This is a genomic window from Pseudomonas sp. 9.3L (assembly GCF_058536285.1).
Map to the genome: position 1 here is coordinate 227,958 of NZ_JBZUBK010000001.1, position 19,266 is coordinate 247,223.

The window sequence follows — 19,266 nt, forward strand, 5'->3', positions numbered from 1 at the left end:
CAACTTAAACGTTTCATCAGGAGGCCCTTCTGCCTGTTAGTAGCCCTACCTCATCTGTTCGCATGAACCCGCCAGTGTTTTACTTTGCCGCTGGCTTCATCCTCTTGTTCGCCGTCGTTGTGCTGGGGTTCCCTCTTCAAGCGGGGGCCTGGCTCACTGCCGCCCAAGGCTGGGCCGCGAATACCGTAGGTTGGTATTACCTGCTGGCTATGACCCTGTACCTAGTGTTCGTCGTAGTCACGGCGCTGTCTGGCTATGGCCGCATAAAACTGGGGGCCGACCATGACGAACCGGAGTTCAGCTACCTGTCATGGGCCGGCATGTTGTTCGCTGCAGGCATCAGCATCACGCTGTTCTTCTTCTGTGTGTCAGAGCCGTTGACGCACTTTGCCCAACCGCCCCAAGGCGAAGGAGGGACTGCAGCGTCGGCACGTCAGGCTATGCAGTTGCTGTTCTTGCATTGGGGGCTCCACGGCTGGGGGGTATTTGCATTCGTCGGCATGGCGCTGGCGTATTTTGCCTACCGGCACAACCTCCCCCTGGCCCTGCGCTCGGCGTTGTACCCGCTGATCGGCAAGCGTATCAACGGCCCCATCGGTTATGCCGTGGACGGCTTTGGCATCATTGCCACCGTGTTTGGGTTGGGCGCCGACATGGGGTTTGGCGTGCTTCACCTGAATGCCGGGCTGGATCAGCTGTTTGGCGTACCCCACAACCAATGGGTGCAGTTGGGGTTGATCGTGTTGATGATGGGCGCGGCTATTGTCGTGGCGGTGTCGGGCGTGGACAAAGGCGTGCGCGTCATGTCTGACCTGAACATGCTGCTGGCGTGTGGGCTGTTGTTGTTCGTGCTGTTTGCAGGGCCGACTCAACACTTACTGAATACGCTGGTGCAGAATATTGGCGATTACCTGTCAGTCGTCACGGGCAAGAGCTTCGACCTGTATGCCTATGGTGATTCGGGTAGCTGGCTGGGTGACTGGACTGTCTTCTATTGGGCCTGGTGGATTGCATGGTCGCCCTTCGTGGGTCTGTTCATCGCGCGGATTTCCCGCGGGCGTACCATCCGCGAATTCGTCTTTGGTGTGCTGTTCATTCCCCTGGGCTTTACCCTGGCCTGGATGTCTATCTTCGCCAACAGTGCGCTGGACTTGCAGCTGCATGGCGTGCTGAACCTGGCAGCTTCCGCGCTGGCGGACCCTTCGCAAACCCTGTACCTGATGCTGCAACACTACCCTTGGAGCCGCACGGTGATCGGCGTGACGGTCTTCGTAAGCTTTGTGTTTTTTGTAACTTCCGCCGACTCCGGCACCGTAGTGCTGTCCACGTTATCCGCCAAGGGCGGCGGGCCCGACGAAGATGGCCCCAAATGGCTGCGCGTATTCTGGGGCGGTGCCACGGCACTGGTTACCGGTGGGCTATTGTTCGCAGGGAGTATCGATTCGCTCAAGTCGGCGGTGGTGCTGACCTCTTTGCCGTTCTCGCTGATCCTGTTGCTGATGATGTGGGGGCTGCACAAAGCGTTTTATTTAGAATCCCAGCGCAAGATCGCCCAGTTGCATTCCCTGGCGCCTACCACCCTGGCGGGCCGTGGCAAAGGCCGTGGTGGGTGGCGGCAACGCTTGAGCCAGGCGGTGCATTTCCCCTCGAGGGACGAGGTGTACCGCTTCATGGAGGGTTCGGTGCGCCCCGCCTTGCAGGACGTCTGCGCTGAGTTCGTGGGCAAAGGCCTGAATGCGCGCGTGGAAGAAGACACCGGTCATGGCGCCGAAAGCCTGATCGTCACCCACGGTGAAGAGCGGCCGTTCGTGTATCAGGTACGCATGAGGGGGTATTTCACACCGTCGTTTGCCCGATGCAGCATGGGTAATAGGGAGCTGAAAAACCGTCGCTATTACCGGGCCGAGGTGCACCTGGCCGAAGGCAGTCAGGACTACGACCTGGTGGGCTACCACAAAGACCAGATCATCACCGACGTGCTGGACCAGTACGAACGGCACATGCAGTTCCTGCACTTGGTGCGCTAGCACCTGTGGGCAGCCTCGCGTGCAAGGCTGCCCGAGGTCAACGGCGCGGGGCGTTGACGATCAAACGATCCCGCCATTTGCCCGCACGACCTGGCCGTTGATCCAGCCGCCTTCCGGCCCTACCAGAAACGCCACGAGGCCTGCGATATCGTGGGGCTCGCCCAGGCGCTCCAACGGCGGACGCTTGGCCAGTTGCTGGATTTGCTCTTCGGATTTGCCCTCGAAGAACAGGTCGGTGGCCACCGGCCCCGGCGCCACGGCATTGACCGTGATGCCACGCCCGCGTAGCTCCTGAGCAAACACTTTGGTCAAGGATTCCACGGCAGCCTTGCTGGCGATGTACAGGGAGTAATTAGGCAGGTTCATGCCTACGGTGCTGCTGGAGAAGTTCACGATCCGCCCGTTATCCTTCAGCCGTGTGGCCGCTTCGCGCAAGGTATTGAAAGTGCCGCGGGTATTGATGTTGAAGGTCTGCTCGTACAGTTCATCGGTGCTGTCAGCCAAAGGCACCATTTTCAGCACCCCGGCGTTATTCACCAGTATGTCTATGCGGCCCAAGGCAGCCTCTGCCTCATCGAACAACCGGCGCACCTCTTCGCTATTGGCCACATTGGCCTGGATCGCAACGGCCCGGCCACCCTCATCGATGATGCGCTGCACCAAGGCATCGGCTTCGCTGGCGCTGTGAGCGTAATTCACTACCACCGCAAAGCCATCGTCGACCATGCGCAACGCCAGCGTAGCGCCGATGCCACGGGAGGCACCGGTGATGAGGGCAACTTTCTGAGCGCGGTTTACCATTGTGTGCTCCTTGAACAAAAGAATGACCTGGGCTGACCCTGGCCTATTTTGATGAGGGGGCCGAGGGGGGCGCCGCGAGCAGCTTAACCACCATCGGCGATGTATAGATAGCGTTGGCGCTATGCCCCGCGCCAGGCACCAAGGCCTGCTCATGTTTGATAGGTACGCGCCATTCCCGTCCAAGCAATTGCTCGTAGGCCAGGTAGTAGCGTTGCCGCGCCAGGCGATTGGGGCCTTGGGCTTGGGCGGCACAGCTGTTATCCAGCAAACGGTGATTCGGGTCGTTGTCCTGCTCGCCTACCAGGTAGGTAATACGGGTGCTGGCGTAGCGGTTAAATAACGTGTGCGCATCAGGATGTTGCGCTGCCAGGTAGCTCGGCAACCCTTCCAGCCCGTAGCGGTAGTGATTGACTTCAGGGCAATGGGCAACGGCCTCTTCATCGAAACCAGCCCCTGCCGGGCGGCGATCATCGAAGTACAGGTAGCTCGAAGGGCTTGAAATCACATAACGCACAGTGATGCCCTGGGCGGCGAGACGTTGCCCGGCTGCGCTCAATACCGCATGGCGCTGCACCAATTGGCCACCGGCCGAATGCCCGATCAGCACGATTTGCTTGAGCGCGGGGTAACGTACGCCATCGCTTAGCCATGCAAGTAAATCATCCAGCGCCCTGATGGGCGTGATACCGACCTGCCCTTGTATGGAAGGGCGGCCTTGCATCCAGCGGCTGTTCCATAGGGGAGTGTCGGTAGCCTCCGGCTGGTCCCGTGCGGTGAAAAAGCCTGGCGCCAACAATAGGGTGTTCGCGGTGGCCCACTGGGCAGCCGTCAATAGCTGTTCGCCGGTTGCGTAGTACGTCTGGGCATTACGGCGTACCCCATGCACGATGACTACCGCACGGGTGATGCCAGGGTCTGGCGCGGCCGTTTGTTGCACCGAATGGTTGGCAAACATAGCAAGGGCGTAGTCCGGGGAGACGCGGGCTGTTTGAAGCGACTGTGCAACGCTGGTCAAAGACCAGAGCAGCAAGGCGACACCTGCAAGGCAGCGGTAGCTCATCAACAGGCTCCAGGGCGAGGACCGCTACATACTGGTATACCTTCGCTGTGTATTCAATGTGGCATGTCGCCCAGGATGGTGGCGCGATGCATCACCCGACGCGCGGGTCGATAATCGTCCACCGCGTAGTGCTGGGTGACCCGATTGTCCCAAAAAGCCACGTCATTCACCTGCCAGTGCCAGCGCACCGTGAATTCCGGTCGGGTAACGTGAGCGAAGAGCATGGGCAATAACGCAGCGCTCTCTTGTTCGTTCAGTTCGTTGATTCGGGTGGTGAATCCTTCGTTCACGAACAGCGCTTGGCGGCCACTGCGCGGGTGGGTACGAATGACTGGGTGGCTCACGGGTGGATGCCGGCGCCGCGTGTCCTCCCAGCGTGCGAGTGCTTCGGCGGTGGTGCCAAAGCGCGACAATGGGAAGGACTTGGTGAAGTCATGGGTGGCGGTCAGCCCTTTGAGCATTTCACGCAAAGGGGCTGACAGCCCTTCGAAGGCCGCGATGCCACTGGCCCAGAGGGTATCGCCGCCATAGGCGGGTACCTGCTTGGCCGCCAGCACGGCACCCATGGCTGGGGCTGACAGGAAGGTGACATCCGTGTGCCAGGTGGCGTTGTCGCGCACATCGGTGACTGCAGTGTCCAGCACCAGCACTTCCGGTTGTTCGGGCACATTGGGGTAAATAGGGTGTACATGCAGTTCGCCGAACGTAAGGGCCAGCCTCGCCTGTTGCTGGGGCGTAAGCGGCTGTTCACGGAAAAACAGCACCTGGTGCGTTAGTAACGCGTGTTCAAGTGCCTGTTGCAGCGACGAGGTAAGCGGGCTGGCAAGGTCTATGCCCTCTATGCACGCGCCGATGGTTGGGTTGAGGGGCGTAATGGCAAGGGTCATGGCAAAGTGCTCGGTTGGCGCATAAGTAAGGTGTTCAGTGGCTCTGGCCGTGCCAGGGCACCAGTCGCCGCTGCAACAGGCGTAGCCCTAGCTCTAGCGCGAAGGCTACGACCGCGATGATTAAAATGCCCAGTATTACGACATCAGTGACCAGAAACTGCGCTGCGGACTGCACCATAAAGCCAAGGCCACTGGTGGCGGCAATCAGTTCGGCGGCGACCAAGGTAGACCAGCCCACGCCCAGGCCAATGCGCACGCCTGTGAGAATGTCGGGCAAAGCGCTGGGGACTATAACGTGACGTACTAGCTGCGCGCGGCTGGCCCCCAGGCACTGCGCGGCGCGCAACCGGGCCGGGTCCACGGTTCGTACGCCGGTGGCTGTGGCGATGGCGATAGGTGCGAAAATCGCCAGGTAAATGAGCAGCACCTTGGAAAATTCGCCGATGCCACACCAGATCACGATTAGCGGCAAATACGCCAAGGGCGGGATAGGCCGGTAAAACTCGATCAATGGGTCAAGGATGCCGCGTGCGATACGGTTGCGGCCGATGGCGATACCCAATGGAATGGCGGTAATGATCGCCAACGCCAAGGCCATACCGATGCGCTGCAGACTGGCACCCAGGTGCTGCCACAGCGTTGCATCCATATACCCCGTGGTCGCCAACAACCAGCCTTTCTCGGCCACCGCAGCCGGCGCTGGCAAGAACAGCGGGTCGATCCAGTCTGCATGTGTAGCGCCCCACCATGCCAGCAGCAGGCTGGCCCCGGTCAACGCACTGATCGCTCGAGTGCTCAAGCGCCAACGCAAAGGTGCAGGGGAGGCTGGGCGGTTAGCCGCTTGAAAGGCTAATTCGGTACTGCTCATACAGCCTCCTGGGTGCTGTTCATCTGAGAAAAGACTTGGGCTAGCACATGCTCGCGGGTTGCAATGAACAGCGGATCGGACTTGATCGCCCGTGCAGGCTCGCCATCGGCGAAGCGGCGGCCAAAGGCCAAGGGCAAACGTTCGACGATCCGGCCAGGGTTAGGCGCTAGTAATACCAGCTCGGTAGCCAGAAACACGGCTTCTTCGATGTCGTGGGTGATCATGAATACCGGTTTGGCTGTGCGTCGCCAGACAGTCAGCAACAATTGCTGCATCTGCTCGCGGGTGAAGGCGTCCAGGGCACCGAAGGGCTCATCCATCAATAACACTTGAGGGTCCGCCGCCAAGGCTCGGGCTAACCCTACCCGCTGCTTCTGCCCGCCTGAGAGTTCCCATACCCGGCGCTCTTCCAATGGTTTAAGGCCTACCAGGGTTAACAGCTCACGGGCACGAGCCTCGCGCGCGGGCCGGGCAGCACCTGCCAGCTCAAGGCCAAATGCGACGTTTTGCAGCACGTTCTGCCAAGGCAATAGCACATCGTCCTGAAACACCACGCCCCGGTCGGCGCCAGGCCCGCGGATGGGAATACCGTTGAGCCGAAGGGTGCCAGCACTGGGCGGCACGAAACCTGCGATCAGGTTGAGCAGAGAGGTTTTGCCACTGCCGGAGGGCCCTAGCGCTACGGTTAACTGGTTGGCGCCAAGGCGCAGCGAGATGTCCTGCAATACTGGCAGTGCCGCGCCTGGATACTGGGCACTGACGCAGTCGAGTTCTAGGTCTGCCATGGGGCGCTGTGCTCCTGTGAGGCATTTACTTCAGGTAGGCGGCACTGACATAAGAGGTGTAATCAGTCAGTACCGCTTCAACCTTGCCTTGGGCCTTGAGACGCTGCAGTTTCGCTGATCGCTTTCGCGGTGCCGCCTTCGAGCAGTTGCGACGAGGCCTGCGCTTGGGCATCGGGGAAGGTAGAGCCCGCCAGCAATTCAGGCACATCGCTGGCGTTGGCCCCGGTCAATTTGGCGATCTTTTGCACAGGTGCCGAGCGTGCGGTCCAGCTGTCCTTGTGCGCGGCGTAGTCGGCATAGGCATCCAGGGTTACCCGGGCAAATGTTGCGATCACTTCAGGGTGCTGTTCGGCATAGTCCTTGCGGGCGACCCACACTTCGAAGGTAGGCGCCCCCCATTGACCTACTTGGGCCGCGTCGGTCAAAACGGTGCCGCTTTTGCGAATTTCGCCCAGCGCTGGCGACCACACGAAGGCGCCGTCAATGTCCCCCCGCCTCCAGGCTGCGGCGATTTCTAAAGGCTGCAGGTTCACTACATGAACCTGTTTCGTATCCAGCCCCCAATGTTTGAGTGCCCCCAACAAACTGTAATGAGAGGTCGATACGAACGGTGTAGCAATGGTCTTGCCTATCAGGTCTTCGGGTGTGCTGATGCCGCTACCGTTACGCACTACCAATTGCTCAGCCGATTTGATTTGCGCCGAAACAATAAACGCCACAATGGGCAATTTACGCGAGGCCGCCGCGGCTAAAGGGCTTGAGCCTAAGTTACCGATCTGCACATCTCCCGAGGCCATGGCAGTGACCACTTCCGGGCCACTGTTGAAACGACGCCAGGCGATAGGCGCCCCGATGGCCTGTTCGTAGGTGCCGTCGGCTTGCGGCACTTTGCTGGGGTCAATCCCGGTTTGGTAGCCAACGGTAAGGTCCGAAGCGTGTGTCAGGGTAGCGGCGGTGAGTGCGAAGGCGCTAGGTAACAATCGGCGTAAAGGAAGGTATGCCATCGGAGTGCCTTGGAGTAATGAACCAGTGGCACCTAGGTTATCGTTATAAAAAATCCAAATATAAATACTATTTGGTTACTAGCTTATGGCGCTTGGGGATGGCGAGTTGGTCTGTCCAAGAAGGGATAGGGCAGCGCTGAACGTGCTCTAATGACCACCACCTAAGCCCTCGACGCTTATGCATGCGCGTGAGCGGGCGGAGTGGGTGGTTATAACCCCATCACGTTTAATTCTTTTCGCGCCTACTGTTTCCCATGCACCATCGGCGCATAGAGACCTCCACAGGAGCTGACAACATGAGCCTCAAGCTTGGCGACATCGCACCCGATTTCGAACAGGATTCAAGCCTTGGCCGCATTCGCTTCCACGAATGGCTAGGCACTAGCTGGGGTGTGTTGTTTTCTCACCCGGCCGATTTCACACCGGTCTGCACCACCGAACTGGGCCTGACCGCCAAACTTAAGGATGAGTTTGAAAAGCGCGGCGTGAAGGCCATTGCGCTGTCTGTCGATCCGGTTGACTCGCACATGAAGTGGATCGACGACATCAACGAAACGCAGAACACACAGGTTAACTTCCCTATCCTGGCGGACGCCGACCGCAAGGTGTCTGACCTCTATGACCTTATCCACCCCAATGCCAACGACACCCTGACGGTGCGTTCGCTGTTCGTGATCGACCCGAACAAAAAGGTGCGTTTGACCATCACCTATCCCGCCAGTACCGGGCGCAACTTCAATGAAATCCTGCGGGTGATCGACTCGTTGCAGCTCACTGACAGCCACAAGGTCGCCACACCGGGCAACTGGCAAGACGGTGACGAGGTAGTGATCGTGCCGTCCTTGAAGGACGAAGCGGAGCTCGCTGAGCGCTTCCCCAAAGGCTACCGGGCCGTCAAGCCGTACCTGCGCATGACGCCACAGCCCAACCGCTAACCTTCACACGGTTAAGACAAGTGCCCAGGTATGCGGTAGCGCCTGGGCATTTTTTATAGGGCTATACGCTATACGAACTGCCTGAACAGCCAATACAAGCCGGCCGACAACCCAATGGCAGCAGGCAGCGTAAGCACCCAGGCCAGAACCAGATTGCGTACGGTACGCATCTGTAGGCCAGAGCCGTTGGCGGCCATGGTGCCAGCTACCCCGGATGACAGCACGTGAGTGGTGGACACGGGCAGCCCGTACATGTCAGCAGCAGCGATTGTGAGCATGGCCACGGTTTCTGCGCTGGCGCCCTGGGCGTAAGTCAGGTGGGTTTTACCGATGCGCTCGCCGACAGTGACCACGATGCGCTTCCACCCCACCAGGGTGCCGAGACCCAAGGCAATGGCAACCGCAACCTTCACCCACGGTGGAATGAAGCGCGTCGCTTCACCGATGTATGCCTGGAACGCTTTGAGTTTGTCTTTAGTGTCGGCGTCGAAGGTGCCGATCTTCTCCTTTTCCATCACACGCATGGCTTCAGAGGCCAGGTACATGTCGTTACGCACGTTAGAGCTGGCTTTAGGGGGGACGCGGTCCAGCGAGCCATAGGTGCGCACCTGATCGCCGATGCTACCGGTAACGGCCGCCAGGGCCGGCACGAGCGAGGTCGAGGCCTTGTGGTCAAGCAAGAAGTTTTCCAGGCGCTTGCGTGGCTCCTCGGTCAGAGGCTGAGGTTCCGCGCGAACCAGGGCTTGCTGAGTCACGGCGGCCAGCGCTGCAAACCGTTGGGTTTCAGGCTCTGGAATGGCGCGGTTTAGCGCATAGGCCATGGGCAAGGTACCGATGAGGATCAACATGATCAGCCCCATGCCCTTTTGCCCGTCATTGGAGCCATGGGCGAACGAGACGCCGGTACAGGTCATGATCAGTAACCCGCGAATCCAGAACGGCGGAGGCGCCGAACCTTCAGGTGCTTGATACAGGTCACGGTTCTTGACCAGTTTGCGCAGCAGCAACATCAACGCACCCGCGCAGGCGAACCCTATGAGCGGCGACAGCAGCAGGGCATAGCCCACCTTCGCAGCCTGGCCCCAATCCACCCCGGAGGTGCCATCTCGCCCTGCCATCCAGGCATTGGCAACGCCTACGCCGATGATCGAACCAATCAGGGTATGGGAAGAGGACGCAGGCAACCCCAGCCACCACGTGCCCAGGTTCCAGATGATCGCTGCTAGCAGCAACGCGAAGATCATTGCAAACCCTGCGGAAGACCCGACTTGCAAGATCAAGTCTGCTGGAAGCAGGGCGATGATTCCATAAGCCACGGCGCCACTTGAGCTCAGTACGCCAATGAAGTTGAAACACCCGGACCACATGACTGCCGCGTGCGCCGGGAGTGAGTGTGTGTAGATCACGGTGGCCACGGCATTAGCGGTGTCGTGGAAACCGTTAACGAACTCGAATGCCAGCGCCGTAATCAGCGCCACCCCCAGCAAAATGTACGGTGCCCAGGTGGCAGTAGAGGCATTGCTCGTGTCCAGGTCGCGGCCCAGGCTCCAGAACATGTAGGCCACACCCACGCCCAATATCAGGTAGAACACCCCTTTGACCCAAGGGCTTGCACGGCGATCAAGCACCGGGCCGGCAGGACGTGCACCGGTCTCTAACGAGTGAGTGGACATGGGCAGGCTCCAGGCCAGGGATGAACAGCCATGATCCCCTTAAATTGTGACAAATTTTTACTGTGTCGTTCGTAACAGTGGTTTTCTGAAGGGTAGGCAGCGCTCATCCGACCGGTGGTGTATCTGGTGAATTGTATGTATCGGTCTTGTGCTCTGTACGAAAGGGTCTGGCACTTGGTGATGCTGCGTTGAAACCGGCACGGCCAGTCAGGCTCGGAATGCTCATTTACGATCAGTAAACTGGATCGCCAGCCCGGTGGATCGCCAGCCCGGTCCGCTTCCTCGCCTACGCGGCCCGGCCGGTTTTTGCCTTGCCTGCGAGGCCCGGCCTGACCTTCGCTCCAAACCTTTTCGTACAGAACCTAGAAGCCTATAGCTGGGGCAAGAGTCCAGCGCGAGGTTATTCCAACGGGAAGCTGGTCCGCCTTCGACGTGTGATTCGGGCTAGCTGATAGTTGCCAATTATGGCTAGTTTCAAATTTTCTGTGTTAACCCATGGCACGCACGAAGGCCGCGCTACCTTTAGAGATTTTCCTTGGCATACTATGTCCGGGTTGATAGGTGATCAGCATTTAGTGACAGATGCCAAGGCGGTTTTTATCAAAGATGAATAGCTTGATAGTGTCAAAAAGGTTGCTCGGTTGAGCAGCGCTGAGATTGGTATCCGGGACGCAGCCCTGTTGCAGGTCCATTTTAGGACAGGCAGGACAGTCGTCCAAATTTCCGCTTGCTTTTTAGTGGTTACCTGGCCGAATCCAGTCCATTCCTACCTGGCTCCCCTAAAGCGGCTTTGCGCGGGCAGTGCTGCCCACCTGCATGACATTTTCAGAAAATATTTACAGGAAAACTAAGATGCTCAAAAGCGCCCGCATTCAAAATTTTGGACCGCTGCCTAACACCGAGTTACATTTTGCAACTGGATTAAATGTAGTGGTTGGTGAAAACGGCTGTGGCAAAAGTCAACTGCTAAAACTTTTCTATTCGCTGCTTAAGGTGCAAGCTGATACCACAGAAGTAACGAAGAGTGAGCTAGAGAAGGCGTGTGCCGATAAACTGATAGGCGTGTTTCGTCCAGAAACGCTTGGGCGGTTAGTCAAAAGGCGTCAGGGGCACGACAAATGCCAAGTAGCATTGAGCATGGAGACTGCCGATCAGGATATGACCATCAGCTTTGCTACCAGGGCAACCAAAACCGTTCAAATTGATAAGCTACCTTCAAAGCAGCTCAAGCAATCTCCGGTTTTTCTACCGACACGCGAACTGATCACGCTCTGCCCTTGGTTTCTAGCCTTGTATGATAACTATCATCTGGAGTTTGAGGAGAGCTGGCGTGATACGGTTTCACTGTTAGGTAAGCCAGCAGTCAAAGGAAAGCGAGAATCAGTCGTTGCTAAACTAGTACGACCTTTAGAAGAACATATTGGCGGAAAGGTAATAGTACATACAGCAACAGGGCGTTTTTACTTGCATATACCAAGTGAAGGTAAGATGGAAATGCCATTGGTGGCTGAGGGGTTGCGAAAGATCGCGATGCTTGCAAGACTGATCAGTACTGGAACTTTGTTAGAGCAGGGATACCTGTTCTGGGATGAGCCGGAAACCAACCTCAATCCAAAACTAATCCGTTTAATAGCTGCCTGTATTATGGACCTATGCCAGCAAGGCATCCAAGTGTTCATAGCTAGTCATTCACTGTTTTTATTGCGTGAGCTAGAAATGTTAGCTGCTAAGCCAGAGTTCAGAACAATGAAGCAGCGTTATTTTTCGCTAAAGTCTGGTTCGGAAGGAGTAGAGCTAGAGCAGGGCGATAGTATAGATGACCTACAAACACTCATTTTGCTTGAAGAGGAATTAAAACAATCCGATCGTTTTATAGGGGCGGGCGATTGATATGGCAGTCATTGAGAAAGTGATTAAAGAGGATCGCCTAAGCTTTCGCTTTCCAGCTGATGCGATGGCCAGTAAATATGACGAGTGGAGTCATTATCGTAAACGGTTTAATAACGCTTTTAGTAGTGCAAAGGCAGTTGATATTGTTTACGTAGAAGGTTCGACCGGTTGACTGACTGAGATAAAAGATTACCGAATTGATTGTAAAACAAGTGCAAGTGAACTTGCTGATGTAGTCGCTTTCAAGGTGAGGGATACCTTGGCAGGGCTGGTATCGGCAAGGCTCCACGCTGTTGATCCAGATGAGCGTAAAGTCGCCAAGAAGCTGTTGCAATGCACAATGCTGCGAATCGTATTACATATAGAGCAGCCAGAAAAGCATTCGAAATTACGACCGCAGGCGATTGATTTGGCTGCCGTGCTACAAAAGCTCAAAAGCTTATTAAGAGCTATAGATCCACATCCTTCTGTAGTTAGTCAGAACACTCTCAAGGCTACGATGCTTTGGAGCGTTGATGGCTGAAAGGCCAAGCATCTTGAGTAAGGTGAGTGCCCAGGCGACTAACCTTCATTTAAAATAAAAAATAGTTATAAGCAAATGACTAAATATAATTTATAGATATAAAAAGATCCCTGTAGGCTCCCTTCTCAGTAGCTTTACTCCCGCTTCAACCCTCGTCTTCTGACCCGGCCACGGGAAGCAGGCACCGGATACCCGACACTTGAAGGAGAGCGCCATGCGCCCACTTACCTTGCGTCGAGGTTTGGTCGCTCTGTTTGCCGCGACTACCTTTGGCGCCTTCAGCCAGGCCCAGGCCGATACCCTGCGCATCGGTTATCAAAAGTACGGCACGTTGGTGCTGCTCAAAGCCAAAGGCACGCTGGAACAGCGTTTAGCCCCCCAGGGTACAACCGTGCAATGGACTGAGTTCCCTGGTGGCCCACAACTGCTGGAAGGGCTTAACGTCGGCTCGGTCGATTTTGGCGTGACCGGCGAAACGCCGCCGGTCTTCGCCCAAGCGGCGGGGGCGGACCTGCTCTATGTCGCCCATGAACCCCCGGCCCCCACCAGCGAAGCCATCTTGGTGCCCAAGGATTCACCCATCACCAGCGTGAAGGCCCTCAAGGGCAAGCGCGTGGTGTTGAACAAAGGCTCCAATGTGCATTACCTGCTGGTACGCGCCCTTGAAGACGCCGGCCTGGCGTATGGTGATATCCAGACTGTCTTCCTGCCCCCCGCCGATGCGCGTGCGGCCTTCGAGCGCGGCAGTGTAGACGCCTGGGTAATCTGGGACCCTTACCAGGCCGCTGCTGAGCAGCAATTGAATGCCCGTACCCTGCGTGACGGCGCAGGCCTGGTGGACAATAACCAGTTCTACCTGGCCACCCGCCCTTATGCCCAAGCCCACCCGGATGTCATCGCCGCGTTGATAGATGAAGTGCGCAAGACGGGTGAATGGTCACGACGCAACCCCGACGAAGTCACTGCACAGGTAGCGCCCTTGCTGGGCCTGCCCGTGCCTGTCGTCGCAACCACGGTAAAACGCCAAGGGTTCGGCGCCACCTACCTTTCCCCTGAGGTCATCGACGCGCAGCAGAAAATTGCCGATGCCTTCTACCAGCTCAAGCTGATTCCCAAGCCGCTAAGCGTTAAAGACGTGATCTGGACCCCGCCTGCCGGCCTGGCTGGTCCTTACACAGGAGCCTCTCGATGAGCCTTAATATGTTCTGGTTTCTACCTACCCACGGTGATGGTCACTACTTGGGCACCGCCGAGCGCGCCCGCGCGGTAGATCATGGTTATCTGCAACAGATCGCCCAGGCTGCCGACCGGCTGGGCTACGGCGGCGTACTGATCCCAACTGGCCGTTCGTGCGAAGACGCCTGGCTGGTGGCGGCGTCGCTGATTCCGGTGACTCAGCGGCTGAAGTTCCTGGTGGCGCTGCGCCCCGGCATTATTTCCCCCACGGTGGCGGCACGTCAGGCGGCGACCCTGGATCGCCTGTCCGGCGGCCGCGCGCTGTTCAACCTGGTCACAGGGGGGGACCCGGATGAACTGGCGGGTGACGGCCTCTTCCTAAGCCACGAAGAACGCTACGAAGCCTCCGTGGAGTTCACCCGCATCTGGCGCCGTGTGCTGGAGGGTGAAACGGTCACTTATGAGGGCAAACACCTGAGCGTCAAGGGCGCGAAGCTGCTGTATCCCCCGATTCAAAAGCCCCGCCCACCCTTATATTTCGGGGGCTCCTCCGAAGCGGCCCAAGACTTGGCCGCCGAGCAGGTGGAGTTGTACCTCACCTGGGGCGAGCCACCGGCCGCCGTTGCCGAGAAAATTGCCCAAGTGCGCGCCAAGGCGGCTGCCCAGGGCCGCACCGTTCGCTTTGGCATCCGGTTGCATGTGATCGTTCGAGAGACCAACGAAGAGGCCTGGCGCGCTGCGGACCGGCTCATCGCCGAGCTGGATGACGCCACCATCGCCAAAGCCCAGGCAGCGTTTTCCGGGTTTGATTCAGTAGGCCAACAACGCATGGCTGCCTTGCACGGTGGCCGGCGCGACAACCTGGAAGTAAGCCCTAACCTCTGGGCAGGGGTCGGTCTGGTAAGGGGCGGCGCGGGCACAGCGCTGGTGGGGGATGGCCCCACGGTAGCCGAGCGGGTAAAGGAGTATGCCGACTTGGGGATCGACACCTTTATTTTCTCTGGCTACCCCCATTTGGAGGAGTCGTACCGGGTGGCCGAATTACTGTTCCCGCATTTGGACATCAATCGCCCCGACGCAGCCTCCGGCGCAGGCTATATCAGCCCCTTCGGTGAAATGGTGGCCAATGACATCGTGCCCAACGCTGCGGCTCGGCATTAGGCGAGGGCGTTATGGGGATTTTTCACAAGACAGCCGACCGGCTAGCGCCCTGGGTACTACCCGTACTACTCCTGGTGGCATGGCAATTGGCAGTAAGCACAGGGTGGCTGTCCACACGCATCCTGCCCGCGCCGGTCGCGGTGGTCGAGGCAGGTGTGGAGCTGGTGCGCTCCGGTGAGCTATGGGCGCATCTTGCAATCAGCGGTTGGCGCGCGGCGGCGGGCTTTGCGATTGGGGGCAGCATTGGCCTGGTGCTCGGCTTTATCACCGGCCTGTCTCGGTGGGGCGAGCGCCTGCTAGACAGCTCGGTGCAGATGATCCGTAACGTGCCCCACCTGGCGTTGATCCCGCTGGTGATCCTGTGGTTTGGCATCGACGAGTCGGCCAAGATTTTCTTGGTAGCCCTGGGCACAGTGTTTCCGATTTACCTCAACACCTACCATGGCATTCGTAACCTCGACCCGGCGCTACTGGAAATGGCTCGCAGTTATGGGCTGTCTGGGGCGTCGCTGTTCTGGCAGGTCGTGTTACCCGGTGCGCTACCGTCCATTCTGGTTGGCGTACGTTTTGCGTTGGGCTTCATGTGGTTGACGTTGATCGTGGCGGAAACCATCTCTGCCAGTTCGGGGATTGGTTACCTGGCCATGAACGCCCGCGAATTTTTGCAAACCGACGTCGTGGTGGTCGCCATCGTGCTGTATGCGGTACTGGGCAAGTTGGCGGACCTGGGTGCGCGTGCCCTGGAGCGCGTATGGCTACGTTGGCACCCTGCCTATCAAGCTGGCAAAGGGGGGCGCGCATGAGCGTTCTGAACGAAGCACCGCATTTTCTGCGGGGTATTACGCTGAACCTGCGCCAATTGGGCAAAGCCTTCGGCACGCGCCAGGTGTTGCACGGAATCAACCTGCACATTCCTCCAGGCCAGTTTGTGGCCGTGGTGGGGCGCAGCGGGTGCGGTAAAAGTACCCTGCTGCGCTTGCTGGCGGGGCTCGATACACCCAGTGCTGGGCAACTGGGCAGTAGCGAAGGCGACTTCAGCGCCCTGCGCGAAGGCACTCGCCTGATGTTCCAGGAGTCGCGCCTGCTCCCCTGGAAGACGGTGATCGAAAACGTAGGCCTCGGGCTCAAGGGCGGCTGGCGGCCCAAAGCGCTGGAGGCTTTGAACGCGGTAGGGCTGGCCGCGCGTGCCCACGAATGGCCCGCTGCGTTATCGGGCGGTCAAAAGCAGCGAGTTGCCCTGGCGCGGGCCTTGATCCACGAGCCTCGCCTGTTGCTGTTAGACGAGCCTCTAGGAGCCCTTGACGCACTCACTCGCATCGAGATGCAGCAACTGATCGAGCGGCTGTGGCGGCAGCACCGATTCACGGTGGTGCTGGTGACCCACGATGTGGCCGAAGCAGTCACTGTCGCCGACCGCGTAATCCTGATCGAGGATGGCCAGGTCGGCCTGGACCTAGACGTAAACCTTCCGCGCCCTCGCCAGCGCGGCACTCAGGCCTTGGCTGAAGTAGAGCGCCAAGTGCTTGAGCGCGTGCTCGCGCTGCCTGGCCAAGACTTTCCTTCTGACCCTGTAACCCCTTTGCCCACGCAACTGCGCTGGGCCTACTGACACCTTCGAGGAAATCCCGATGACCATCAAAGCCATTAACGTCCGTAATCAGTTCAAAGGCACCATCAAAGAAATCATAGAGGGTTCGGTATTGTCGGAAATCGACGTTCAAACCGCATCAGGCGTGGTCACGTCCGTGATCACCACGCGGTCAGTCAAAGAGTTGGAGTTGGTGGTAGGCAGCGAGGTGATCGCGTTTGTGAAGTCGACCGAAGTGTCTATCGCTAAGCTGTAACGGCAGTAGGTTCCCGTAGCGGCCCAGCTAACTGCAACCGGCCGCGCCACGGCATTGGTCTACTTCCTTGCTTTTGGAGTAGGCTCCCGTAGCAGCCCAGCTTGCTGGCGACCGGCCGCGCCACGGCGTGAATCTGGTCGCGGCCAAGGCCGGCTGCTACGGTTTACTTTCTCGCGGCACCCGTAGCAGCCCAGCTTGCTGGCGACCGGCCGCGCCACGGCGTGAATCTGGTCGCGGCCAAGGCCGGCTGCTACGGTCTACGTCCTCGCGGCACCCGTAGCAGCCCAGCTTGCTGGCGACCGGCGGCACCACGGCGTTGAGTCCGGTCGCGGCCAAGGCCGGCTGCTACGGTCTACTTTCTCGCGGCACCTGTAGCAGCCCAGCTTGCTGGCGACCGGCGGCACCACGGCGTGAATCTGGTCGCGGCCAAGGCCGGCTGCTACGGTTTACTTTCTCGCGGCACGTGTAGCAGCCCAGCTTGCTGGCGACCGGCCACGCCGCGGCGTGAATCTGGTCGCGGCCAAGGCCGGCTGCTACGGTTCACTTTCTCGCGGCACCCGTAGCAGCCCAGCTTGCTGGCGACCGGCCGCGCCACGGCGTGAATCTGGTCGCGGCCAAGGCCGGCTGCTACGGTTTACTTTCTCGCGGCACCCGTAGCAGCCCAGCTTGCTGGCGACCGGCGGCACCACGGCGTTGAGTCCGGTCGCGGTCAAGGCCGGCTGCTACGGTTTACTTTCTCGCGGCACCCGTAGCAGCCCAGCTTGCTGGCGACCGGCCGCGCTACGGGGTGGTGCTGGTCGCGGCCAAGGCCGGCTGCTACGGTTTACTTTCTCGCGGCACGTGTAGCAGCCCAGCTTGCTGGCGACCGGCCGCGCCACGGCGTGAATCGGGTCGCGGCCAAGGCCGGCTGCTACGGTTCACTTTCTCGCGGCACGTGTAGCAGCCCAGCTTGCTGGCGACCGGCGGCACCACGGCGTTGAGTCCGGTCGCGGCCAAGGCCGGCTGCTACGGTTTACTTTCTCGCGGCTCCCGTAGCAGCCCAGCTTGCTGGCGACCGGCCACGCCACGGGGTTGGTGCTAATCGCGGCCAAGGCCGGCTGCTACGGTCTACGTCGCCTCAGCCGCGCGCCTTGATCCAGCTCAGCCTTCACGGCGCTTATGGCCTCCCAAGGCACAAATTCCCCACATCGCTTTTGACAGGGCAACGCTCAGCGCTTAGGTTTGCAGCCTATCTGAACGCAGGAGCGGTCAATGCCTCTATGGAGCAACATCCCCCGTTGGATCGATATCGAGTTCTACGCAGATCGCCTAACCGGCACGCGCAGCGCATACGATCGCAACGCCAGCACAAGCCCCCTCAGCGCGCGCAGCTCATTACAAGCACCCAGTGTGGAGCTGATCGTTCGCCGGATCAGGTGCGTTCGCCGCGCTTGTAACCTGGCCGAACGCATGGCCGCCGACAACCTCTTGAAACGCTTTTCCGACCTCGATATTCGCAGCATCCTCGATGAACTGATCAGCGCAGTCACCGACATGGCCATGATCATCATCGGCAGTGCGTTGACCGGCGCCACGATCGGGGGCGGAGTCGGCTTATTGGCGGGTGGCATGGGCGCCTTCCCAGGGGCGGCTGCAGGCGCGGCAGTGGGGGTGCAGGCAGGCACCTGGATTCTGGGCGCGCTGGGGCTGGCCTCACTCGCTGAGTTCTTCACAGACGGCTTGAAGCCCATCGCCACCGGCTACCTGCGAGGGATCTCCACCGCCTGGAATGGTCCGCAAGAGCGCACCGGCAACCCGCTGGGCGGGTTTTCCAGCGACGAAATGTCCGCGCAACAAGGCGCATGGAACATTGCCCTGTCCCATGAAGCCGTTGTGGTGCTGCTACTGAGCGCAATGGTGGCGTACCTCACCCGAGGCCGTGGCAACGCCTCTGTGCTGGCCAGCGAGATGCGGCGCAGCGAGCGCGGTACAACGCTTGGCCAATGGATGGTCAAGCATGAAGAGGCCCTGAAACAGCACCCCGACCTGAAAGCCCCCGAACCCCGCCGAGGCGCGCTCAGCCCCCAGGGCGAGACGCCCCCGCATCACCCGAACGGAAAAGACAAGGCGCCTACGAAGGGCACGCCAAACACCATGCCACTGCACCAGGTTGAATGCTTCAAGGCAGATAAATTGCCAGCGTCCAAGGTTGGGGAGTTTGAACGGCAGCTCAAAGGCCAGGAGAATGGCCTGAACCGGCTCACGGTTGAGGAGTATCTGGAGAATATTGCTAATCCGGTGAAGCGCAGTAGAGCGGCTGCTCAGAGGGCGCGTGACAACTTAAGATCAAATTTGGAATTGAGATTCCAGCGGGAATTTTTAAAAACAATGGACGCGCTCTCCGCTGAGGATATGGCTATTGAAAAAGCCAAGAAAACCATGTCAAGTCTGGCCGGCTTACATAATCCTGATCTAAGTGCCGGAGGGAAAGATGAGATTACAGACTTTGGTGATCGCCGCGTTAATTCTAGTATCGGCCCCCAGTGGAAAAAGAAGATAGAAAACTTGAAGAGCGCTGCCGAGAGAATTCCTGAGTCCATGCGGGAATCTACTTTTTTAAACGTAAGATTGCACAAGTGTTAATTATCAAGGA

The 19,266-nt window shown here is 58.9% G+C and carries 17 protein-coding genes and 1 pseudogene; 11 read left to right on the forward strand and 7 right to left on the reverse strand.

The genetic code is table 11. The annotated features are described in order from the left end of the window. Window positions 1-62: 62 nt before the first annotated feature. Window positions 63-2,027 carry a choline transporter BetT gene (betT, locus tag AC4LE2_RS01000; protein WP_491823497.1) on the forward strand — a complete coding sequence of 655 codons (1,965 nt, stop codon included), beginning with the start codon at window positions 63-65 and terminating at the stop codon, window positions 2,025-2,027. Between the two features lie 60 nt (window positions 2,028-2,087). On the opposite strand, the gene AC4LE2_RS01005 is transcribed toward betT, so the two are convergent. The 6 genes and pseudogenes from AC4LE2_RS01005 to tauA form a co-directional block, all read right to left on the reverse strand. Beyond that, window positions 2,088-2,828, reverse strand: a complete 741-nt coding sequence (locus tag AC4LE2_RS01005; protein ID WP_491823499.1) for an SDR family oxidoreductase — start codon at window positions 2,826-2,828, stop codon at window positions 2,088-2,090. 43 nt (window positions 2,829-2,871) lie between these two features. After that, window positions 2,872-3,888, reverse strand: coding sequence for an alpha/beta fold hydrolase (locus AC4LE2_RS01010; protein WP_491823501.1), 1,017 nt, complete (start codon window positions 3,886-3,888; stop codon window positions 2,872-2,874). A gap of 53 nt (window positions 3,889-3,941) precedes the next feature. Beyond that, on the reverse strand, window positions 3,942-4,775 hold the full coding sequence (gene tauD, locus AC4LE2_RS01015; protein ID WP_491823502.1) for a taurine dioxygenase: 834 nt from the start codon (window positions 4,773-4,775) through the stop codon (window positions 3,942-3,944). Window positions 4,776-4,809: 34 nt separating this feature from the next. After that, window positions 4,810-5,643, reverse strand: coding sequence for a taurine ABC transporter permease TauC (gene tauC, locus AC4LE2_RS01020; protein ID WP_491823504.1), 834 nt, complete (start codon window positions 5,641-5,643; stop codon window positions 4,810-4,812). Continuing rightward, window positions 5,640-6,428 carry a taurine ABC transporter ATP-binding subunit gene (tauB, locus tag AC4LE2_RS01025; protein ID WP_491823506.1) on the reverse strand — a complete coding sequence of 263 codons (789 nt, stop codon included), beginning with the start codon at window positions 6,426-6,428 and terminating at the stop codon, window positions 5,640-5,642. Before tauB ends, tauC begins: the two co-directional genes overlap by 4 nt. A gap of 25 nt (window positions 6,429-6,453) precedes the next feature. Continuing rightward, window positions 6,454-7,432 (reverse strand): annotated as a pseudogene (gene tauA / locus AC4LE2_RS01030) (taurine ABC transporter substrate-binding protein). A gap of 296 nt (window positions 7,433-7,728) precedes the next feature. Here tauA and AC4LE2_RS01035 point away from each other — a divergent pair. Next, window positions 7,729-8,367 carry a peroxiredoxin gene (locus AC4LE2_RS01035; RefSeq protein ID WP_491823508.1) on the forward strand — a complete coding sequence of 213 codons (639 nt, stop codon included), beginning with the start codon at window positions 7,729-7,731 and terminating at the stop codon, window positions 8,365-8,367. A 68-nt stretch (window positions 8,368-8,435) separates the two neighbouring features. Here AC4LE2_RS01035 and AC4LE2_RS01040 read toward each other — a convergent pair whose 3' ends face one another. Then, window positions 8,436-10,040, reverse strand: coding sequence for an inorganic phosphate transporter (locus tag AC4LE2_RS01040; protein WP_491823510.1), 1,605 nt, complete (start codon window positions 10,038-10,040; stop codon window positions 8,436-8,438). Window positions 10,041-10,892: 852 nt separating this feature from the next. Between AC4LE2_RS01040 and AC4LE2_RS01045 the strand changes: the two genes are divergently transcribed. The 9 genes from AC4LE2_RS01045 (at window position 10,893) to AC4LE2_RS01085 (ending at window position 19,256) form a co-directional block, all read left to right on the forward strand. Then, entirely contained in the window at window positions 10,893-11,930 is a 1,038-nt protein-coding gene (locus AC4LE2_RS01045; RefSeq protein WP_491823511.1) for an AAA family ATPase, read from the forward strand. 1 nt (window position 11,931) lies between these two features. Then, window positions 11,932-12,102 carry a hypothetical protein gene (locus AC4LE2_RS01050; RefSeq protein WP_491823513.1) on the forward strand — a complete coding sequence of 57 codons (171 nt, stop codon included), beginning with the start codon at window positions 11,932-11,934 and terminating at the stop codon, window positions 12,100-12,102. Between the two features lie 87 nt (window positions 12,103-12,189). After that, window positions 12,190-12,453: a hypothetical protein gene (locus AC4LE2_RS01055; RefSeq protein WP_491823515.1), complete on the forward strand. Its 264-nt coding sequence runs from the start codon at window positions 12,190-12,192 to the stop codon at window positions 12,451-12,453. Window positions 12,454-12,667: 214 nt separating this feature from the next. Further along, entirely contained in the window at window positions 12,668-13,645 is a 978-nt protein-coding gene (locus tag AC4LE2_RS01060) for a sulfonate ABC transporter substrate-binding protein (RefSeq protein ID WP_491823517.1), read from the forward strand. Then, window positions 13,642-14,790: an FMNH2-dependent alkanesulfonate monooxygenase gene (gene ssuD, locus AC4LE2_RS01065; protein WP_491823519.1), complete on the forward strand. Its 1,149-nt coding sequence runs from the start codon at window positions 13,642-13,644 to the stop codon at window positions 14,788-14,790. Before AC4LE2_RS01060 ends, ssuD begins: the two co-directional genes overlap by 4 nt. Before the next feature lie 11 nt (window positions 14,791-14,801). Beyond that, window positions 14,802-15,593 carry an aliphatic sulfonate ABC transporter permease SsuC gene (ssuC, locus tag AC4LE2_RS01070; protein WP_491823521.1) on the forward strand — a complete coding sequence of 264 codons (792 nt, stop codon included), beginning with the start codon at window positions 14,802-14,804 and terminating at the stop codon, window positions 15,591-15,593. Next, window positions 15,590-16,399 carry an aliphatic sulfonates ABC transporter ATP-binding protein gene (gene ssuB, locus AC4LE2_RS01075; RefSeq protein ID WP_491823523.1) on the forward strand — a complete coding sequence of 270 codons (810 nt, stop codon included), beginning with the start codon at window positions 15,590-15,592 and terminating at the stop codon, window positions 16,397-16,399. Before ssuC ends, ssuB begins: the two co-directional genes overlap by 4 nt. 19 nt (window positions 16,400-16,418) lie before the next feature. Then, window positions 16,419-16,634, forward strand: a complete 216-nt coding sequence (locus tag AC4LE2_RS01080) for a TOBE domain-containing protein (RefSeq protein ID WP_491823525.1) — start codon at window positions 16,419-16,421, stop codon at window positions 16,632-16,634. Between the two features lie 1,251 nt (window positions 16,635-17,885). Further along, window positions 17,886-19,256 (forward strand): DUF6861 domain-containing protein, encoded by a 1,371-nt coding sequence (locus AC4LE2_RS01085; protein WP_491823527.1) that lies wholly within the window; start codon window positions 17,886-17,888, stop codon window positions 19,254-19,256. The last annotated feature ends 10 nt before the right edge of the window (window positions 19,257-19,266 follow it).